General features: G+C 55.9%; 12 protein-coding genes. All 12 read left to right on the top strand.

All coding sequences use genetic code 11. The annotated features are described in order from the left end of the window. Positions 1–2,424 (top strand): DNA-directed RNA polymerase, encoded by a 2,424-nt coding sequence (locus CQ13_RS24495; protein WP_057845405.1) that lies wholly within the window; start codon positions 1–3, stop codon positions 2,422–2,424. Between the two features lie 38 nt (positions 2,425–2,462). Then, complete coding sequence (locus CQ13_RS43370) at positions 2,463–2,609, top strand: hypothetical protein (protein WP_156433873.1); 147 nt, start codon at positions 2,463–2,465, stop codon at positions 2,607–2,609. Then, on the top strand, positions 2,609–2,863 hold the full coding sequence (locus CQ13_RS24490) for a hypothetical protein (RefSeq protein ID WP_057845404.1): 255 nt from the start codon (positions 2,609–2,611) through the stop codon (positions 2,861–2,863). Before CQ13_RS43370 ends, CQ13_RS24490 begins: the two co-directional genes overlap by 1 nt. Further along, positions 2,863–3,306 (top strand): GNAT family N-acetyltransferase, encoded by a 444-nt coding sequence (locus tag CQ13_RS24485; RefSeq protein WP_057845403.1) that lies wholly within the window; start codon positions 2,863–2,865, stop codon positions 3,304–3,306. Before CQ13_RS24490 ends, CQ13_RS24485 begins: the two co-directional genes overlap by 1 nt. A 270-nt stretch (positions 3,307–3,576) precedes the next feature. Further along, positions 3,577–5,169, top strand: coding sequence for a portal protein (locus CQ13_RS24480; protein WP_057845402.1), 1,593 nt, complete (start codon positions 3,577–3,579; stop codon positions 5,167–5,169). Further along, positions 5,166–6,047, top strand: coding sequence for a hypothetical protein (locus CQ13_RS24475; protein ID WP_057845401.1), 882 nt, complete (start codon positions 5,166–5,168; stop codon positions 6,045–6,047). Before CQ13_RS24480 ends, CQ13_RS24475 begins: the two co-directional genes overlap by 4 nt. A gap of 73 nt (positions 6,048–6,120) precedes the next feature. Beyond that, on the top strand, positions 6,121–7,095 hold the full coding sequence (locus CQ13_RS24470; protein WP_156433872.1) for a major capsid protein: 975 nt from the start codon (positions 6,121–6,123) through the stop codon (positions 7,093–7,095). A 63-nt stretch (positions 7,096–7,158) separates the two neighbouring features. Continuing rightward, the gene (locus tag CQ13_RS24465) at positions 7,159–7,785 is read left to right on the top strand and encodes a hypothetical protein (RefSeq protein WP_156433871.1); all 627 of its coding nucleotides are present in this window, start codon (positions 7,159–7,161) and stop codon (positions 7,783–7,785) included. Continuing rightward, positions 7,782–10,205, top strand: a complete 2,424-nt coding sequence (locus CQ13_RS24460) for a phage nozzle protein (protein WP_057845398.1) — start codon at positions 7,782–7,784, stop codon at positions 10,203–10,205. The genes CQ13_RS24465 and CQ13_RS24460 overlap by 4 nt, the downstream gene beginning before the upstream one ends. After that, positions 10,205–10,717, top strand: coding sequence for a virion core protein, T7 gp14 family (locus tag CQ13_RS24455; protein WP_057845397.1), 513 nt, complete (start codon positions 10,205–10,207; stop codon positions 10,715–10,717). Before CQ13_RS24460 ends, CQ13_RS24455 begins: the two co-directional genes overlap by 1 nt. 106 nt (positions 10,718–10,823) lie before the next feature. Next, positions 10,824–13,961 carry a cell wall hydrolase gene (locus CQ13_RS24450; RefSeq protein ID WP_057845396.1) on the top strand — a complete coding sequence of 1,046 codons (3,138 nt, stop codon included), beginning with the start codon at positions 10,824–10,826 and terminating at the stop codon, positions 13,959–13,961. Positions 13,962–14,009: 48 nt separating this feature from the next. Next, positions 14,010–17,591 (top strand): hypothetical protein, encoded by a 3,582-nt coding sequence (locus tag CQ13_RS24445; protein ID WP_057845395.1) that lies wholly within the window; start codon positions 14,010–14,012, stop codon positions 17,589–17,591. Positions 17,592–17,619: the final 28 nt, after the last annotated feature.

Here is a 17,619-nt window from a genome sequence, read left to right as displayed (position 1 = left end):
ATGCAGACGATTGATGCTCAGTTAGAGCTTGAACGCACGATGGTATTCAAGGGCGCGGAGACGTTCGAGAGGACCACCAAGGAAGCAGAAGAAGCTGGGCGCGGTGCAGAGACTGCCTACGCACAGAGACTACTACAGGAGTTCATGCTGCCTCTGATCGAGGCGCTGACTTCTTTCGTCGAGACCAATAGGCCGGGTAAGCACGGCAAGATCAGAACGCTGTTGCAGCGTTGCTCGCCAGACAAGGCGATGTATCTTGCAATGCAGGCTGTGTTCAATTCGTTCACTCACGAGGCACCGCTGGCGGGCCTCGCTACTCGCATCGGAAGAATGGTCGAGGACGAAGTTCGTTTCTCCCGCTTCCAAGAACTGCACGGCGACTACTACGCTGCGATCAAGAAAGACTTTAAGCGTAAGGGCACGAAGGACTACCGCTTCATGCACCGGGTTCTGACGCACAAGGCGAACGAGCTAGCAGACGAGTGGATCGAGTGGACGGTAGCAGAGCGTGCTGAAGTCGGCATGAAGCTGGTGGACGTGATCCTGACGAACACAGACCTCATAGAGAAGCGACAGTTCAATCAGCACGGTAAGACACGGACGCTGATCGTGCCGACCGAGAGTGCTAAGAAGTGGATCGACGAGCACAAGGAGTTCAGCAAGTTTCTGTTCCCCGACAAGATGCCTTGCATCATCCCACCGGACGATTGGACAGGGCTGAACCAAGGTGGCTACTACAGTCCTGAACTTCGTCACGCAACGCCGATGATTAAGACGAGCGGTAAGAAACACAGGCTGCACGTACAGGGCGGTGACTTGACGGCGACGATGGAGGCGCTGAACGCGCTTCAGGAAGTGCCGTGGGAAGTGAACACGGAAGTCCTTGCTGTCGTCGTGGCGTGCTGGAATGCGAACCTCCGCATAGGCATGCCGCAGAAAGACCCGCTAGAAATTCCACCAAGCCCGGTGGCGAAAGGCACTGAGCTTACGGAGGCTCAGCAGGAAGCACTGACGGACTGGAAACATGAAGCCGCAGAGATACACACACAGGAGAAGGAGCGGCGAAGTAAGTCGTTCCAAATTTCTCGCATCATCCGCCTTGCCAGCGAGTACACCAAGTACGACAAGTTCTGGTACGTCTGGTACGCGGATAGTCGTGGGAGGTTCTATCCAACGACATCGGGCTTCAATCCCCAAGGTGCCGACATTTCTAAGGGACTTCTACGACCTAATCAGTCGAAGCCATTAGGTAAGAGCGGATGGTACTGGCTACGTGTCAACGGAGCGAACCGCTTCGGACACGACAAGGTTAGCTACGACGACCGAGTGAAGTGGGTGGACGAGCAGCAGGAGTTCTTCCTGCGGGCGGCTAACGATCCGATGTCTCATACGGAAGTGTGGGGCAACGCAGATAAGCCGTGGCAATTCCTAGCGTGGCTGTTCGAGTACAGAGACGCACTAGCATTGGAAGCACTGGGACATGATATCGGAAGCTACAGATCACGCATTCCTGTTGGCCGCGATGGCACATGCAACGGACTGCAACACTTCAGCGCCATGCTGCGAGACGAAACGGGTGGTACTTACACCAACCTTGTACCGATGGCTGTACCAGCAGACATCTACTCCGCAGTGGCAAGAGTATGTACGAAAGCACTTCGTAATGAACAGGCCGATCCCTTTGGATGGTTGCCGTACATCGACGCGCACGGCGAAGGCACTGTACCGCGTAAGCTAGCCAAGCGTCCGGTGATGACGCTGCCCTATGGATCGACGCGGCAGTCCTGCACGAAGTACATCTTCGAGTACGTGATGGCGACTGACCGCGAGCACTTCGAGGGCAACTTCAAAGCCGCGTGTTGGCTCACTCCGTATATGTGGACCTCTATTGGAGAGGTTGTCGTAGCCGCTAGGGACGCCATGCGCTGGCTTCAGAAAGCAGCCGGTGTACTGAGCAAGGCGAACGAACCGATCACATGGACGGCTTACGATGGCTTCCCGGTGTACATGGGCACTCGCGTAATCAACTCGACGAAGATCGAGACGCAACTAGGCGGACGCTTCCAACTCCGCGTCGGTACATTCACGGAAGACATCGACCGCAATCGGCAACGCAACGGCGTGGCCCCTAACTTCGTTCACTCACAAGACGCAGCGCACATGCGCGCGGTAGTACGACAATGCAAGGCGGAAGGTATCGCACCGTTAGCGTTCATTCATGATGACTTCGGCACACACGCCGCAGACACTGAACGACTGGGCGAGATCATCCGAGAGACCTTCGTGGCGCTGTACGCGGACCATGATCCACTGCAAGCATTAGCTGCGCAGTACCAAGACACAGAGTACGAGCTTGAGCCGATCCCGCCATACGGCACGCTCGATATTCAGGATGTAAGGAAGTCGCTGTACTTCTTCGGATAGTTCCCTCCCTATTAGGTAAAAGACTAATAGGAAAGAAATTGAGCTACCAAGAATTGTCCGACGAGGACAAACTAGAGGAAGCGATCAAGTTCGTCGCTGTAGGCCAGCCTCTGCCGGAAACACTGGATACGTTTCTGCGCGAGGCTGGTCTACACGAGGCGATCACGCTTCCGGTGCGGTCCTAATGGCCGCTTACATCAGTGCAGTATCCGTTCCTCCTGTATCACAGGAGTTCATCAAGGCACTCTGTAACGCCTTCCGACCTTTCGAGGTTAAACCGGGCTTCGACCGCGACGAGCTTATGCAAGCGGCGGGCGAACAGAAGGTCATTGAGTGGATCAAGCATCACGCTGCGCAAGGACGCACCGTAACAGGTGAGCCTTCAGCGTTGCGCGACACTCAAACCAACACCGGAGCCATCGTTAAACTAGGAGAGTGATGCTTCGACCGATCAGGGCCGATGATGTCGGGCTGATTATTGAAATGCTTCTCGCGTTGCATGTCGAAAGCCCGCACTACTCTCAAGTAAGGCCCGACCCCGACTACGTTCGTACTACACTCACGTCCATGATCGAGCAGCCCGCATTCATCGGGTTCATCGACGTTGATCTTCGAGGCTTCATGTTCGGCATTGCGAACCGAACTTGGTTCGACAGTGAACTGAACGCCTACGAACTCTTGCTCTACATCCTCCCCGAATACAGAGGCGGTCTACTGGCCGCACGACTAATCAAACAGTTCGAGTTCGACGCTAAGCGTCTGAATTGTATTCATGTACGCGCGGGAACAAGCACGCGCATCAACACAGAGGAAGTTCTGAGACTGTACGAGCGGCTTGGCTACACGCGCGAGGCCAACACCGTATCTAAAAGGATAAACTAATTTGTGCGATCCAATCACCGCCATTATTGGCGCTGTGACTGCTGCTACCTCGCTATTCGGTGGCAGTAACGACGCTCCCGCGCCGCCTCCACCCGTTATCCCGCCCGCTCGTGAGCCGACAACTGCTCGCGCTCCTGGCGCAGAAGTCCGTGTAGGCGACGGAGCTACAAAGAACACGAACTCCGCAACGCCGCTGTACGAAGGCTTCACTGAGAAGCGCGTCACCGGCAAGCCGCTCGGCGGTCTCGGTCGCGGTGGTCTAGGTCTGTAATGACTGCATCCACTGCGCCGAAGGGCACACTGCAAAACAGGTGGGACCACCTAGACGGCAAGAAGAGTTCGTTCAAAACTCGTAGTGAGCAGTACGCGAAGTGGACACTGCCGTACCTATTCCCTGAGAACACAGGGACTGCTGACACTAGCGAAAGACAACTGAGCAACGACAGCATCGGCGCACGCGCTGTGAACCATCTGTCGAACAAGATTGTCACCACACTGTTCAGACCGCAGGGTCCATTCTTCCGTCTCTCGCTTAGTGCGAAGCAGATGAAGCAGATCAAGACGCTAGCGCAGGGTTCCGATCCGGCAGAACTGGCTACGTTGACTACCAAGATCGAAGAAGAGCTTAACGGCACTGAACGTGAGTCTATGGAGTACCTCGATATGGTCGCGTATCGACCGTCAGCTACTTACGCTGCACAGTTGATCGTCGTTACCGGCAACGCGCTCGTGTATCATCCAAAGGACAAGCCTGCACAAGTCTTCAATCTTCGCGACTACTGCGTGGTGCGTGACTTGAGCGGCGCTGTCATCGAGATCATGACGCGCGAGTGCAAAGCATTCGAGACGTTCCATCCTGACGTACAAGAGAAGCTACGCGCCAAGAAGCAGACGAACACTCCCGAGTACGAAGATAACTCGGACGTAATTGTCTTCACGCGCATCCGGCTGATGGAAGACGGTAAGTTTCATGCAACGCAGGAAGCTGGCTTCGTTGCACTCGACACGGCAGGCGCAAGCTGGCCGAAGGAAGTTCTGCCGTGGATACCTCTGACGTGGACACTCGTTCGCGGCGAGGACTACGGACGAGGGCTCGTCGAAGACTACTCCGGTGCGTTCCACGCTACTGAAGTTCTCACGCAGTCACTTATTAATCTCGCCGGTATCATGGGAGATATCAAGTTCCTCGTGAACCCGGCGTCACTCGTTGACGTACAGGCGCTGAACAACAGCGAAGCTGGCTCTTACCATAGCGGTAAGGAAGGCGATGTTGTCGCGGTGAAGACCGACAAGAACAACGACGCTAACTTCATCGTTACGATGATCCAGCGATACGAGAAGCAGATCGCGCAAGCGTTCCTACTGAACTCGTCCGTCACTCGTGATGCTGAGCGCGTCACCGCTGAAGAAATCCGCATCCAAGCGAACGAGCTTGAGATGTCGGTGGGCGGTATCTACTCGCGTATGGCTTTGCAGTGGCAGGGGCCGACAGCGTACATCACGCTCGATCATATCGGGTTCACTGGCGTACAGAACGGCATCCGGCCGCAGATCATCACAGGCATGGACAGTCTCTCTCGTCAGGGAGAACTGGACAACGTGCGCATGTGGGTAGGTGACATGGCTATTCTCGATGCTGTGCCCGAAGAAATCCGTGCCGCGATCAACCCACTGAAGTTCGCGGCGTACCTCGGTACACAGCGACAGGTTGACCACAACAAGTTCTTATACACGCAGGCTGAAATGCAGGCTAACCAGCAGCGTGCTCTACAGCAGCAAGCTCAACTCGAACAACAGAAAGCTGCCGGGACCGTTGCCGCAGAGGCCGGTAAAGCAGCCGTACAAGGATCACAGACTGCATGACCACTGAACCTACCGTAGCAGAGAAGGCGTTGGCCGCACAGGGCGCTACGGTTGAGAACCTCGACGAAGGTGCTCTCGACAACAAGGGCGCTCCCAAGGCTCCCGCTGCCCCGGCAAACGCGCCTCCTGAGAAGAAGGGTGACGACGAAGAGAACTCCGTTGTCATCGTTGATCCGGCTAAGGCTGCTGAAGAGAAAGCCGCTGCCGAAAAGGCGGCTGCGGAGAAGGCTGCTGCCGATAAGGAAGCCGCTGGTCCGCTCAAGGACTACACGAGCTTCCCCGAAAGCCCGGCTGCTAACGCTGCCATCGAACTGCTTAAGGAAGCGGGCGTTGGACCGAACGCGGCGAACGAGTTCTTCGCCAAGGCTCTGAAGTCTGGCGACCTGAACGACGTTGACGTTGCAGGACTTGAAGCCAAGCTCGGTAAGGCCAAGGCCACGCTGGTCATGGCTGGCGTCACTGCACACTACGAAGGGTTGGCTGCTAAGGTTACGGAGACCGTCACTCAGGTTCACGGCATCTTCGGCGGTAAGGAGAACTGGGACACGGTTAAGACGTGGGCTCAGAAGACCGAGAAGGCTGATCCTGCATTCAAAGCTAAGGTGGATGAAATCCGCTCCATGCTTAACGAAGGTGGTATCCGTGCTGACCTCGGCGCTAAGGAGCTTCTCCGTCTGTACAACTCTGCGCCAGATCAAAAGGGTCTCGGTACGAACAAGCTGGCTGTCGGTGATAGCACTGGTACGGTCATCGGTACGGCTCTAAGCCGCGCGCAGTACCTCGCTGAACTCAAGACTGCGCATGCACGCAATGCAAAGCCTGCGGAAATCAAAGCGTTAGACGCTCGGCGTCTGGCTGGCAAGAAAGCAGGCATCTGACTACGGACCCGCTGTACCTCCCTATTAGGAGATACAGCGGACTAGTCCGCATACATTCCCTATAGGAGAAACTTTGTCTTACGAAATTCCCGGTCCCGACCTCTCAGATGTGAGTGTGGACCTTCTGCTCGAACAGTACGGTGGCGAAGTCGAAAGCCAGTTCGCGAAGTCCGCTATCATGCGGCAGTACGCGAAAATCCGTCCGGTTCGTGGCACTGATACTATCTCGAATAACCGCGTTGGTCGTACCACGCTGAAGGCGCTGGTTCCCGGCGTCCGCCCCGCTGGCGAAGTCACCCCGTTCGGTAAGGTCTCGCTGACCGTCGATACCGTCGTGCTCGCTCGCGACAACCGTTCTATGCTGAACGATCTTCAGACGCACTTCGACGCGCGTATGGAGCTTGCACAGGATCACGGTAAGGAGCTTGGCAAGTTCTTCGATCAGGCGTTCATCATCATGGGCATCAAGGGCTCGGTGGCTACGGCTCCCGTCCTCGGTGACGGTACTGCTGCGAAGCAGTCGATTGGCGCTGGCAAGAATACCGTGCTGGCCTTGGCTGGTGACGAACTCGATCCCGACAAGCTGGCTACTGCGATCAGCGGCATCATCGTCGAAATGGAAGAGGAAGAGATTGATTCGACTGAACTCGTGATCTTCGTCCGTCCTACCCAGTTCGACGTTCTGCTCGATCACGACAAGCTTATCTCGCGTGACTTCGCGGCCGGTAACGGCGACTACGCGAAGGGTATCATCTACGAGATCAAGGGCGTTCGCATCGTCAAGACTGCGCGCATCCCGACTGCTGCTATCACTGGTCACTTCCTGTCGAACGCTGGCAACAGCAACGCTTACGACGTGTCGGCTGCGCAGGCGAAGGCCGTTGCGGTCATCCTGCATCCGAAGTCGTTCCTCGCTGGTGAAACCATTCCGCTTCAGAGCGACATCTGGTTCAACCGCGAAGAGAAGCAGTGGTTCATCGACAGCTTCCTCGCATTCGGCGTCTCGATCAACCGTCCCGACGTTTGCGGCGCGGTGTTCAAAGCCTAATCTATACTACACGCAAAGCCCGGTCCCGTATGGGACCGGGCATTTTGCATTGGAGAATACAAAGTGGACCGCGCTACCATTATCAATTCTATGCTCTCCGTAGTCGGAGAGAGCGGTGTGAGTTCTACCACGTCCACGCACCCATCTGTACAGACTGCTTCGCGCATTCTCGACACAGAGGACATTGACTTTCAGCAGACTGGCTGGTGGTTCAATCGCGAATACAGAAGTAAGCTGGTCCCGAATAGTGAGGGACGCGTGGCCGTCCCGGCTGCGGCGCTCGACATGCAAGTATCGGACGTGGAGTACCAAACTCCTGCTGAGAAATTGCGCTACGCTCGACGTGGCAATTTCATTTACGACGCCTATAAGCACACCGATGTTATCAACACGAGCGTCACTGTTGACCTTGTTACTAGATTGGACATCGGCAGTCTTCCGTCCGTAGCCGCTAGCTACGTATTGCACAAAGCCCGCGAGGCTATGTACATCGACGATGACGGCGACAGCTTCAAGACGAACGAACTGAAGCAGCAGACAGCTATCGCATGGGCGAAGCTGAAGGCTAAAGAGCTTACGATGCTGGCTGTTAATGCACTCGACAATCCGACTGCTATTCGGTTGCAGTCCGGTATCACCGGCACGACCGGCTCTCGCAATCCTAATCTGGTCGGTGGACGTATCCGATGAAGGTAGATGGATCGCTCGGCTCTCTGCTACAGGGAGTGTCGCAGCAAGCACCGAGAGATCGGTTCGACGGACAGTCTACACTACAAGAGAACATGACTTCGGATGCCGTGAACGGATTGGGACGCAGGCCGCCTACCGATCTAGTCGGCTATCTCGGCTCTGTCTCCAATGTGCTTGGCTGGTACAATTTCGAGACGCGGGACGGAAACAAGTTCTTGGCGATGTTCAAGAACGGTGACGTTGACGTGTTCGACCTGAACGCAAATGCACAGACGGTCACTGTAGCCGCAGACGCGGTTGCGTACCTCGCAGGTACTGACAACATGAAGTGCAGTACGGATGACGAAGACAATACAATCGTCGTTAATCCTAGCGTGACTGTCGCGATTACAACATCGAAAACCGTTTACTTCAACACATCGGGCAACAGTGCAGCCGTTATGCAGGTTCTCGGTGGAGCATATGGAAGAACATACGCCATATACATCGACGGTGTGCTGGCAGCCAGTTACAGAACACCGGATGGTAGCGTTGCCTCTGACTCGTCCTATGTCGCTACTCAGTTCATAGCCGCCGTACTGCTAGGCTGCTTGACCGACGCTAGCTATACAACACCGGCTGGTAATGGGTCTATCATCGTTCCAAGTGGTCTTTGTGCTGGATGGAGTGTCGGAATACAGGAGGACATATTCTGGATTAAGAAGCCTTCTGGCGCGTTCACTTTAACGTCGTCTGACGGCACCGGCGGTGTAAACCTAAAGACATGCACAGACACGGTAACTACAATTGCCGATCTTCCTCGATTAGCCCCGCACTACTACGCGGTACGTATCGCAGAGAACTCCGATACGGCTAAAGACCTGTGGTTCAAGTTCATCGTATCTTCGCTTGATGGTAGCGTGACGCCCGGTGGCGGGTTCGGTCTATCGGGATACTGGAAGGAAGCTGCATCGCCCTATACGAACACGGCGTTCGATCAGGCAACAATGCCGCACAAGCTAACGTACAACTCGCCGGGATTTGCATTCTCTCGTGAGGCATACGAGCCTCGTGCAGTAGGTACAGATGTTTCTAATCCTGATCCATCTTTCGTCGGAAATACGATCAATGACGTATCAGCCTTTCAGGGCAGGACAGTGTTCCTCTCTGGATCGAACGCCATCATGTCACGTACCCATCGGTATACGAATTTCTGGCAAGGGTCGGCTTCTGCGTTAGCCGATACTGATCCTATCGACATCAACTCGACTGTCGAAAGCTCTCAGATGCTGGCTGCTGTGCCATTCAACAAAGACCTCGCGGTGTTCTCACCCAAGGGTCAGTTCGTTGTGTTCGGTCGCACTGCGCTTACTCCCGCGAATGCTAAGCTGGTCTTGACCACGAGCTTTGAGAGCGAGTTGGCTGCGAAGCCTGCGGCTGCGGGTAAGAACGTTTTCTTCGCTTCGAACTTCGGGCGCTTCACTGGCCTCCGAGAGTTCTTCACGGAGAGCACAGGCGACAACAACGACAGCCGACCGATCACGCAGCACGTTAACAAGTACATCGTGGGTAAGTCTAAGCTGCTTACAGCCTCAGCGAACTACGAGACGCTGCTCGTACATACAAACAACACACAGACCGACGTTTATATCTACCAATACATATGGGCGGACGATAAGAAAATCCAGTCTGCTCTGCATACGTGGAAGTTCGAACATGAGATCGTGTACAGCTTCTTCGACGAAGACGTTGTGTACTTCGTGCAGCGCATCGGTACTGACCATTACCTTCTACGTATGCCGTTCGACGTAGAAGACAGTAGCGAAGTTGGATACCCGGTGTTCCTCGATCAGAGGTTCGACGTGTTAGATTGCTACCACAGCTTCGTGCTGCCGTTCGCCTATCTGGCGGATGAAGAACTCGTATGCGTACAGAGCGACAATTGCCCGACGCCGGGTTTGATCGTGTCCATAGACAGCATCGTGGATGTTCCCGGCACTGGTAAGGTCGTTACGCTTAAGAAGAGTATGCTTGGTGGTGACTTGATTGTCGGCACACGGTTCATGTCTCGGTACATACCAACCATGCCGTCTGTTAAGGACGAGAATGGAGTTGTCATCGGTTCAGCTAAGGTCCGTGCGAAATCGTTCAGCGTGGTGTTGGACGAGACCGGCGAAATCATTGGACGAGTTCGATCCAAGTACGGCGATGGTCCTGAAGTCAGGTTCAATGCTCGTATCGTAGGTAGCGTGGATAACCTTGTCGGCGTGCAGTCGCTCAGCAGTGAGACGTTTACGCTTCCGTTCCGGTACAACGTGAACGATGCTGAGATCGAACTGTATTCGAACAGCCACCTTCCTATGCGGATCGCGGACATCGAGTACGTAGGACAGTACAATAAGCGCGGTCGAAGGATCGCTAACTCAGGAGGTAAACAGTAATGTGGGCAGACCTCGCCCTAAGCGGCGGGCTGGCTGCATTGCGTACCGGCCTGTCGTACAGTCAAGCCAAGAAAGACGCGGAAGCGAAACAGGTTTGGCAGGCGTACAAGAATACGATGACGCAACTGTCGAACGCGAACAATCAAAACATTCTCACCACGAATGAAAACATTGCAAGTGCCGCCAGTAGGGAACAGGCTTTCCAGATCGAACGTAGCGAGTACCTCACTTCGGCGCAGGCTGAAGTGGCGGCTGCTGCTGAAGGTGTAGGCGGTCGCTCGGTCAACGCTGTGATGTTCGACGTAGAGCGTAACGCCACTATGGCGCAGTCTCGACGCAAGCAAGACCTACAAGCACAGTACTTGCAGATCGACAATCAGCGACTACAGAGCGACTTCCAAGCCTCGATGCAGATCGACTACAGCCCGATCCCTGAACCCAATCCCGCAACTTACGCGCTGAACTTCGCAACAGATATGACGAAGCTCTGGCAGAGCAGCAAACCAAAATAGGAATACTATGGCGAATAACGATGGGACGCGAGCGGTCATTACTGATCCTCTCGCGCCGAATGCGCGCGAACAACGTCCTAACCGTTCGCTACAGTTGGGCGGAGTGATGACCCCGACGACCCCTAGCGCCGCGAGCCTGACCACTAACGACGGTCTGACGCAGGCGCTACAGGGTGTCGAGGGGCTCTTGGCGCAGGAGTTCGAGAAGAAGAAAGACGGTTGGATAACTGAAGGCAAGATCGCCTATCAGAGCGGTGTCACTGAAGCACAGATGCTTGAGAGTGGTAACGCGTTCACCGCACAGGGCTACCGTACTCTACAGGCACGCGATCAGGTGAACAACTGGTTCACAGAACAGTCCGTTGCTATGGATGAGACCGGTAAGCAGATGGACCCGAAGCAGTACGCAGCGCAGCTTAAACAGCAGCGCGAGAGCGTACTGTCGGGCATCACTGATCCTCATGCACGCAAGGTTGCTAGTGCAGCGTTCGAGGATATGTCTCCACGTCTGGCGCAGGCGCAAGCTCTGAAGAACAACGAGTACAATCGTGTTGAACGCGTTAAGTCGTTCTCGTCGATGCTGTACTCTACCGGACCAACCAGTGCTACCGCTTCCAAGCGTGAGCCCGGACAGCCGCTAGCTTTATCGCCTGTGCCCGTTGGGCCGGTGATGCAGCCTAGCGCGAGGGACCGAGACATCGGCATCCGTACCATGCTTGGCGAGGCCGCCAATGAAGGCGCTGAAGGACTTGCCGCCGTTGCGCACGTCATGCGTAACCGAACCACGGACGCGCGCTGGCCCGACAGCATAGCAGGCGTGGCGCTTCAACCGAAGCAATTCTCGGCTTGGAATGCTGGCGCTGGCGGGAACAACCTCGTCCGTAACTACGGACCCGGTAGCCCGATGTACGAGCGCGCGGGAGAAGTGTTCGATGCCGTCATGGCAGGCAAGCACGTTGATCCGACAGGCGGCGCTACGCACTATTACAGCCCGGCCGGTATGACCGCTCTGGTCGCGCAAGGCTCCCAATCGAACACCATTCCTAAATGGCTCGATGACGAGACAGCGCGCAGCGGTGGTCGCATCAAAATCGGCGGGCATATCTTCGTAGGTAAGGCTGGCGACGCTGCTGTGCGTCCGGCTGTGGCCCCGCAGGTGACGGCTACCACGATCGCAACCGGCACGCCGGGCGACATCAACGCTATTCCTTCACAGGAAGGCGTAGGCGTCACTGGCGTTGCGCAAGCAGCCGGTGTGAATGAAGTGCAGCAGCTTATCCGTGGCTATACCGGCTTGAACGGTAAGGACAAGGCAGCGGCTGTCGCTGACGCTATGCGTCGCGGTCTCGATGCCGGTAACGATGCGCTGTTCCGTGACGCGGGCGGCGTGGCGATCCTGCATCAGCTAGGCGCACAGCCGAATGACATCGACGAAGTTCTCAAGGCGCAGAAGCGTTTCGATGACAAGAAGCTGACGGAGTTCAGCATCGAGAACGTGAAGTTCGAGGACGACATCAAGTCTCGGGCTGAGAGGGGCGAGAGCCGTGACAGCCTTCTGGCTGACATCGACAAGCGGCATAAGAGTGGTCTCCTAAACGATGCACAGGCCCGCGCAATCGCTACTAATGCTGCGGACAAAATCCGTGCAGAGAGCGGAGCGAAGTCTAAGCTGGCCGACACTGACATGCTCAATGAGTTAGGTGGACTGTACCAGCAGATCGCAACAGGCGGTGACTTCAAGACGCTGGCGGAAGAAGGCAAGAAGATCGCGAACAAGTACGGCGCGACTGAGAAGGACGTACAGCAGATCGTCGGCAAGATGTTCTCTGATAGTCAGCAGTATCAGAACCACTTACGTACTGTAGCTACCACTGCTGCGAAGGACAAGGCTGCGCAGGACGGTATCAAGGCTGAAGTGGCTCGCGCACAGGCGCAGGGTTACGGTATCAAGGGCCTCACTGGTCAAGTCAAGATCACGAACGATGCCGGGCAACCGGAGACGGTGAGTGCGGAAGAGTACGGTATCCGTCAGATCAAGGACAGGTGGGGTAAGCAATACGCTGACGCTGTTAGCAAGGGTCAGATGACTGCGGCGCAAGCCAAGCCTGAAATGGAGCGCAAGGTATTCCTTGAGCTACAGAACCACGGCGTGATCGACAAGCAGACGCAGGCGCAGTTCGTCGGCGCACTGAGCGGCAACATCATCAGCAAGGACGGTACTGTCAAGACTGCCGCTGTGCAGGCATACGACACGTATCTCACGCTGAGCACGACGCCCGGTCTCAATCCCGGCTATCTTTCGAAGGTGGTTGGTGACGAGCCTACACGCAACTTGCTTGAACACGCGGTGCTGCTCGATCAGGGCACGCTGTCTAAAGAGCAGGCGCTGCTGAAGGCGCACGAGATACTGAACGATCCGAACCGCGATCCTAACGACAAGATACAGAAGGATGTGGTGTGGCGTCAGAAGCTCGACGTGGACTTGGACAAGGTTCTGCTTGAACGCACGCATCCCGGTTTCTTGAATAGCTTGTTCGCTACGGGAGATCAGAACGAGCGCGAACGCATCCTAACGAACAACGCGACCGCTAAGAACTACGTCATCAACCGTGCAGAGGCGTACCACTTCCAAGAGCCTCGCGAGAATGGCGAAGTGTCCTTGAAGAAAGCACTCGACGATTTGCAGGCGAACTCTACGCCTGTGATGGGCAACCTTATCATCACCAAGCCCGGTAAAGAACTGGACAAGGCGATGGGCGTAGCAGGCTTCGGCCCTAACGCTGCGGAGGATGCTATCTCTTCGTACATCAGAAAGAACGGCGAGAAGATTTGGGGCAAGTCCTATACTGATCGCGAGAACAGCAGCGTGGCAAACGCTGTCCGTGCTGTCGGCACGTTCGACCGTCAATTCAGCCCGCAAGGTATTGCCAAGGCAATCTCTCCCGGCACGTTCGATAGCGTGGACAACTACAAGGGCTCTCGTGCAGATGGGCCGCCTGTGAGCATCACGTACAATGCTGAACTCGGTATCATGACCGTCGATCTATACAAGGATCGCGACATGAAGCAGACCATCGGCTCACCAAGGCACTTCAACGTGAAGGCTATCGGTGCTGAGTACGCGAAGGAACAGACGACGCCCGGTTCATGGGCAACTACTTGGAACAGTATGTTCAAGGGTACGGCTAAGGCAATCAAAGATGCTGCTGCCGATTACAACAACATTGTTGGCGAACTGAAGTAACTTAACCGGCTGGCCTGTGCATTCGCATGGGCCAGCACAAGGAGTATTATGGCAGAATTTATTGATCCGGTGGACGACCCTACGGGTCTTCTGCCATCGGCGGGGACGCCTCCGCTAATCACGGTATCAGAACAAGATACACTCGGCCGCGAACCGACATCGAAGACCAACCGACTTGAAGACGAAGCGAATACGGTAGTCGATGGCAGTTCATTTGTACCGGATAGCGTAGAGCTATTCGCAGACAGCGTGAGCAAGTCCTTCACGAGCGGCGGCAACTGGGCTTATGAATTATACAAACGGGCTGAGCGCGAAGCATTGTCGCCGCCGCCCGACCCGACTTTCAAGGCGCAAGACTTCATCACGCGCAACCGGGACCGTATCCCGCAAGAACTCGAAATGCAGTATCATCTGGCTACGTCCGAGAATGAAGCCAACCTGATACTCAGCGACATGAACGACGAACTACGCAAGCAAGAGATACTTGCTCGGCGCGGTGGCTTCAGCACGTTCGTTGCTGCTGGCCTCGCAGGCATCGTTGACCTTGATACGCCGCTCGCGGTGCTGTCCGGTGGCGCGTCGTCTGCATTCAAGGGCGGCATCTTGGCTACCCGTTGGGGCAAGCTCGCTAGCTCCGCTGCGACTGGCGCGCTTACACAAGCCGCTGCACAGACCGTAGCGTTCGAGGCTGGCACCACTGGCGACTGGACGAGCATTCCCGCTGCTGGTCTCGGTGGATTGGTGTTCGGCGCTGCCGGTGGCGGGTTCAGGAAGAACCGCACTGAGCACGTTACGAACGATACCGTTCACGCTGTTACCCGAGACTTCGACGAGTACGTTGCTGACGGCGCACCGCTTGCACAGCACGACATACGCAAGGAAGCACATCCGCACGAAGACCCGTATGGTAGTCAAGCCGCTGCTGCAAAGCAGACGGAGCTACGCGACCAACCGAAGGACATGCGTGGCGACTTCGACGACGAAGAGATAATCCACATTCCTGCTGATACTGAAGTTGGCGTCGGCAAGACGATCAGTCTCGACGAACTGAACCCGCGTGCTGTGCCGACAGGTACAACGATGCGCGACATTCAGGGCGAAGAGGGCGGATCAATCGGCGCACGACAGATGCAATCGCAAGGCTCCGTCGCGACCATTCAAAGCCCGCGTATCACGCAGATGATTACCGCTGCACGCAACTGGGCGAACCGTACAGGCATCGTCAACGAGTACAATGACAAGTACGTGGGCGTGGCTGCGAACGGTGCAGCCGGCGATGCTGTAGCTAAGTGGGCATCTCGTATGCACGACATGATCGCAGCGTCACCGATGGCTACAGACTTCGACAGGCTGTGGCGCTCTGGCTCGATTGTCGCGCAGCGTCTGAGTTACGATCTATTAGAGAGCGCAAGCGGTATCGTGCGTAACAACCGATCCGCTGCGAACCTGATGGAAATGTACAAGAACCAGTTGGGCATCGTTTCTCAGCACTACGACGTTACGCGCAAGCTATGGGACAAAGAGAACGGCATCAGCACATTCGACAGCTTCAAGCCTGAGCACCGGCAACGTTTCAATCGGGAAGTACAGGCTGAAATGGCTGGCCGTGCTTACGATCCTCCGGGCACTGATCGCGGCACCCCGCCGTCAATCAAGCTGGCTGCTGATGCTATTGATGACTTCCACAAGAAGGATGTCGAGATCGGTAAGGGCAGACCGGGCGAGGGTTCGATCAAGGGCTACGAGTTCTTCGATCACTACTCTGGTTACATGCCTCAGAAGTGGAACGGCGCGAGCATGGAGAAGATGATCCATGCGGGCAAATCCGTTGACGACATCATTGCAGCCGTCGCTGAAGCCTACGTTCGACAGCACAACATGAAGTACGACGACGCGAAGGTGTATGCGTCGGCTGTTGTGAACCGCGCGCGTCGTAACGAGCAGGGTATGGATACGAACCTTATCGGCATCCTTCAGGGAGACGGTAAAGAGTTCCTGTCCGATACGCTACGCGCGAATGGCGTTAGCGCATCCGAGACCGCGCGACTGATAGACAAGCTGACTGGCGAAGCCGCAGTACGCGGGCAGCAAGGGCACACGAAGCAGCGTATCGACATCGACATGCGCTTCACTGCCTCGAACGGCGTCAGCATGCTTGACCTCGTGGACAATGATGTCGGCGGTATGCTGGCGCAACGTGTGCGAAACACCGCAGGCGCAGCGGCGCTCGCTCGTAAGGGCATCGCGTCACGCTCGGATATCGCCGCCATCAAGGAAGCGATCCTCGCAGAGCAGGCTGCACGCGGACCTAGCGTCATGAGCAACGGATCGAAGCTCGATAAGTTCAACGATCTAGTAGACCGCGACAAGCATCTTACCGGAGACGACATCGACGCGCTGTTCAGTAACTTCCTCGGTGGAGCAATCGCAGGCGGCCTTAGTCCGTTCTACGCATCCATGAAGAAGCTCACGAACCTCGTGCTGCTACCGCAACTCGGTCTCACGCAGATGTCGGAGCTTGGTGCGCAGATGTCTTCGGTCGGTTTGAAGCGTTGGTTTGAACACGCAGGCGGCGCTATGCGCGGCAATGCGATCAACCCGCAATCCGAACTGTCCAAGGAATTGCGACACATGGGCGTGATGGTTCCTGAGAACAGATACTTCAGGAACGATTTGAACCTCGACATGGATAGGCAAGGGCCAGGTTCTTCATGGTTCGCACAGAAGATGCAGAGCACGCTGAATAGCGCGCAGCATCTACAGGGCTACACGTCACTGTACTTTCAGGTGCGTAACTTCCAGCAGCGCGTTGCTGTTACGTCGGCTGCTGACAAGATCATGCGTAACATGGCCGGTCTCGCTAATGACTTGAGCGCGGCACGCGCTGCGGATATCGGGCTTGATCCTGCATTGTATGCACGCATCCAACGCCTGTACGTGAACCCGTCAGTCGGCGGGAGACGCGCAGCCGCAGTCGAGTTCAGAGACGGTTCGCTCTACAAGGCGAACTTCCATAAGTGGAATCCCAAGGATGCAGAAGACTTCACGCTCGCACTGAACCGGCACGTCAACCAAGTTGTGCAGAAGGCGATGGCAGGCGAGAGCAGCATCCTGTTTCACAAGGACGGTATCGCTTCTCTGTTCTTCCACATGAAGACGTTCTCGTTATTGGCTGTTGAGAAGCAGGCACTGCGTAACGTGCGCCTACAGGATGGTCAAGCCGTCGGCACGTTCTTCGCAGGGCTTACTACTGCTGCTGCTGCCTACGCTGTGAAGCAGGGCATCAACGGTAACACGCAGAACATGACACTCGACAAGATCGCGCGAGGCGCTATCGGTTACAGCAACATGACCGGCTGGATGCCCATGTGGTCCGATCCAGTCGCAGAGATGCTCGGGCTCGAAGCACTGAAGCTGAACACGTTCGGTGGCACTCGCGGTCAGCCGGGTACGATCCTCAGTACACCAGCATCGCTGAGCGCGCTGAACAGTATGCTGAACATACCTGCTATCGCTGGTCATGCTGTAACAGGTAACTGGTCTAACAACGATGTACGTGCGCTACAGGCTACGCCTATTATCGGCAAGGCATACGGCATCACGTACTTCCTGAACTCATTGAAAGACTAAGACTTATCGCCACTAGTGACCCTTGTAC

The organism is Bradyrhizobium retamae, from assembly GCF_001440415.1.
Lineage (GTDB): Bacteria > Pseudomonadota > Alphaproteobacteria > Rhizobiales > Xanthobacteraceae > Bradyrhizobium > Bradyrhizobium retamae.
This window is presented reverse-complemented; position numbering and strand designations above follow the sequence as displayed.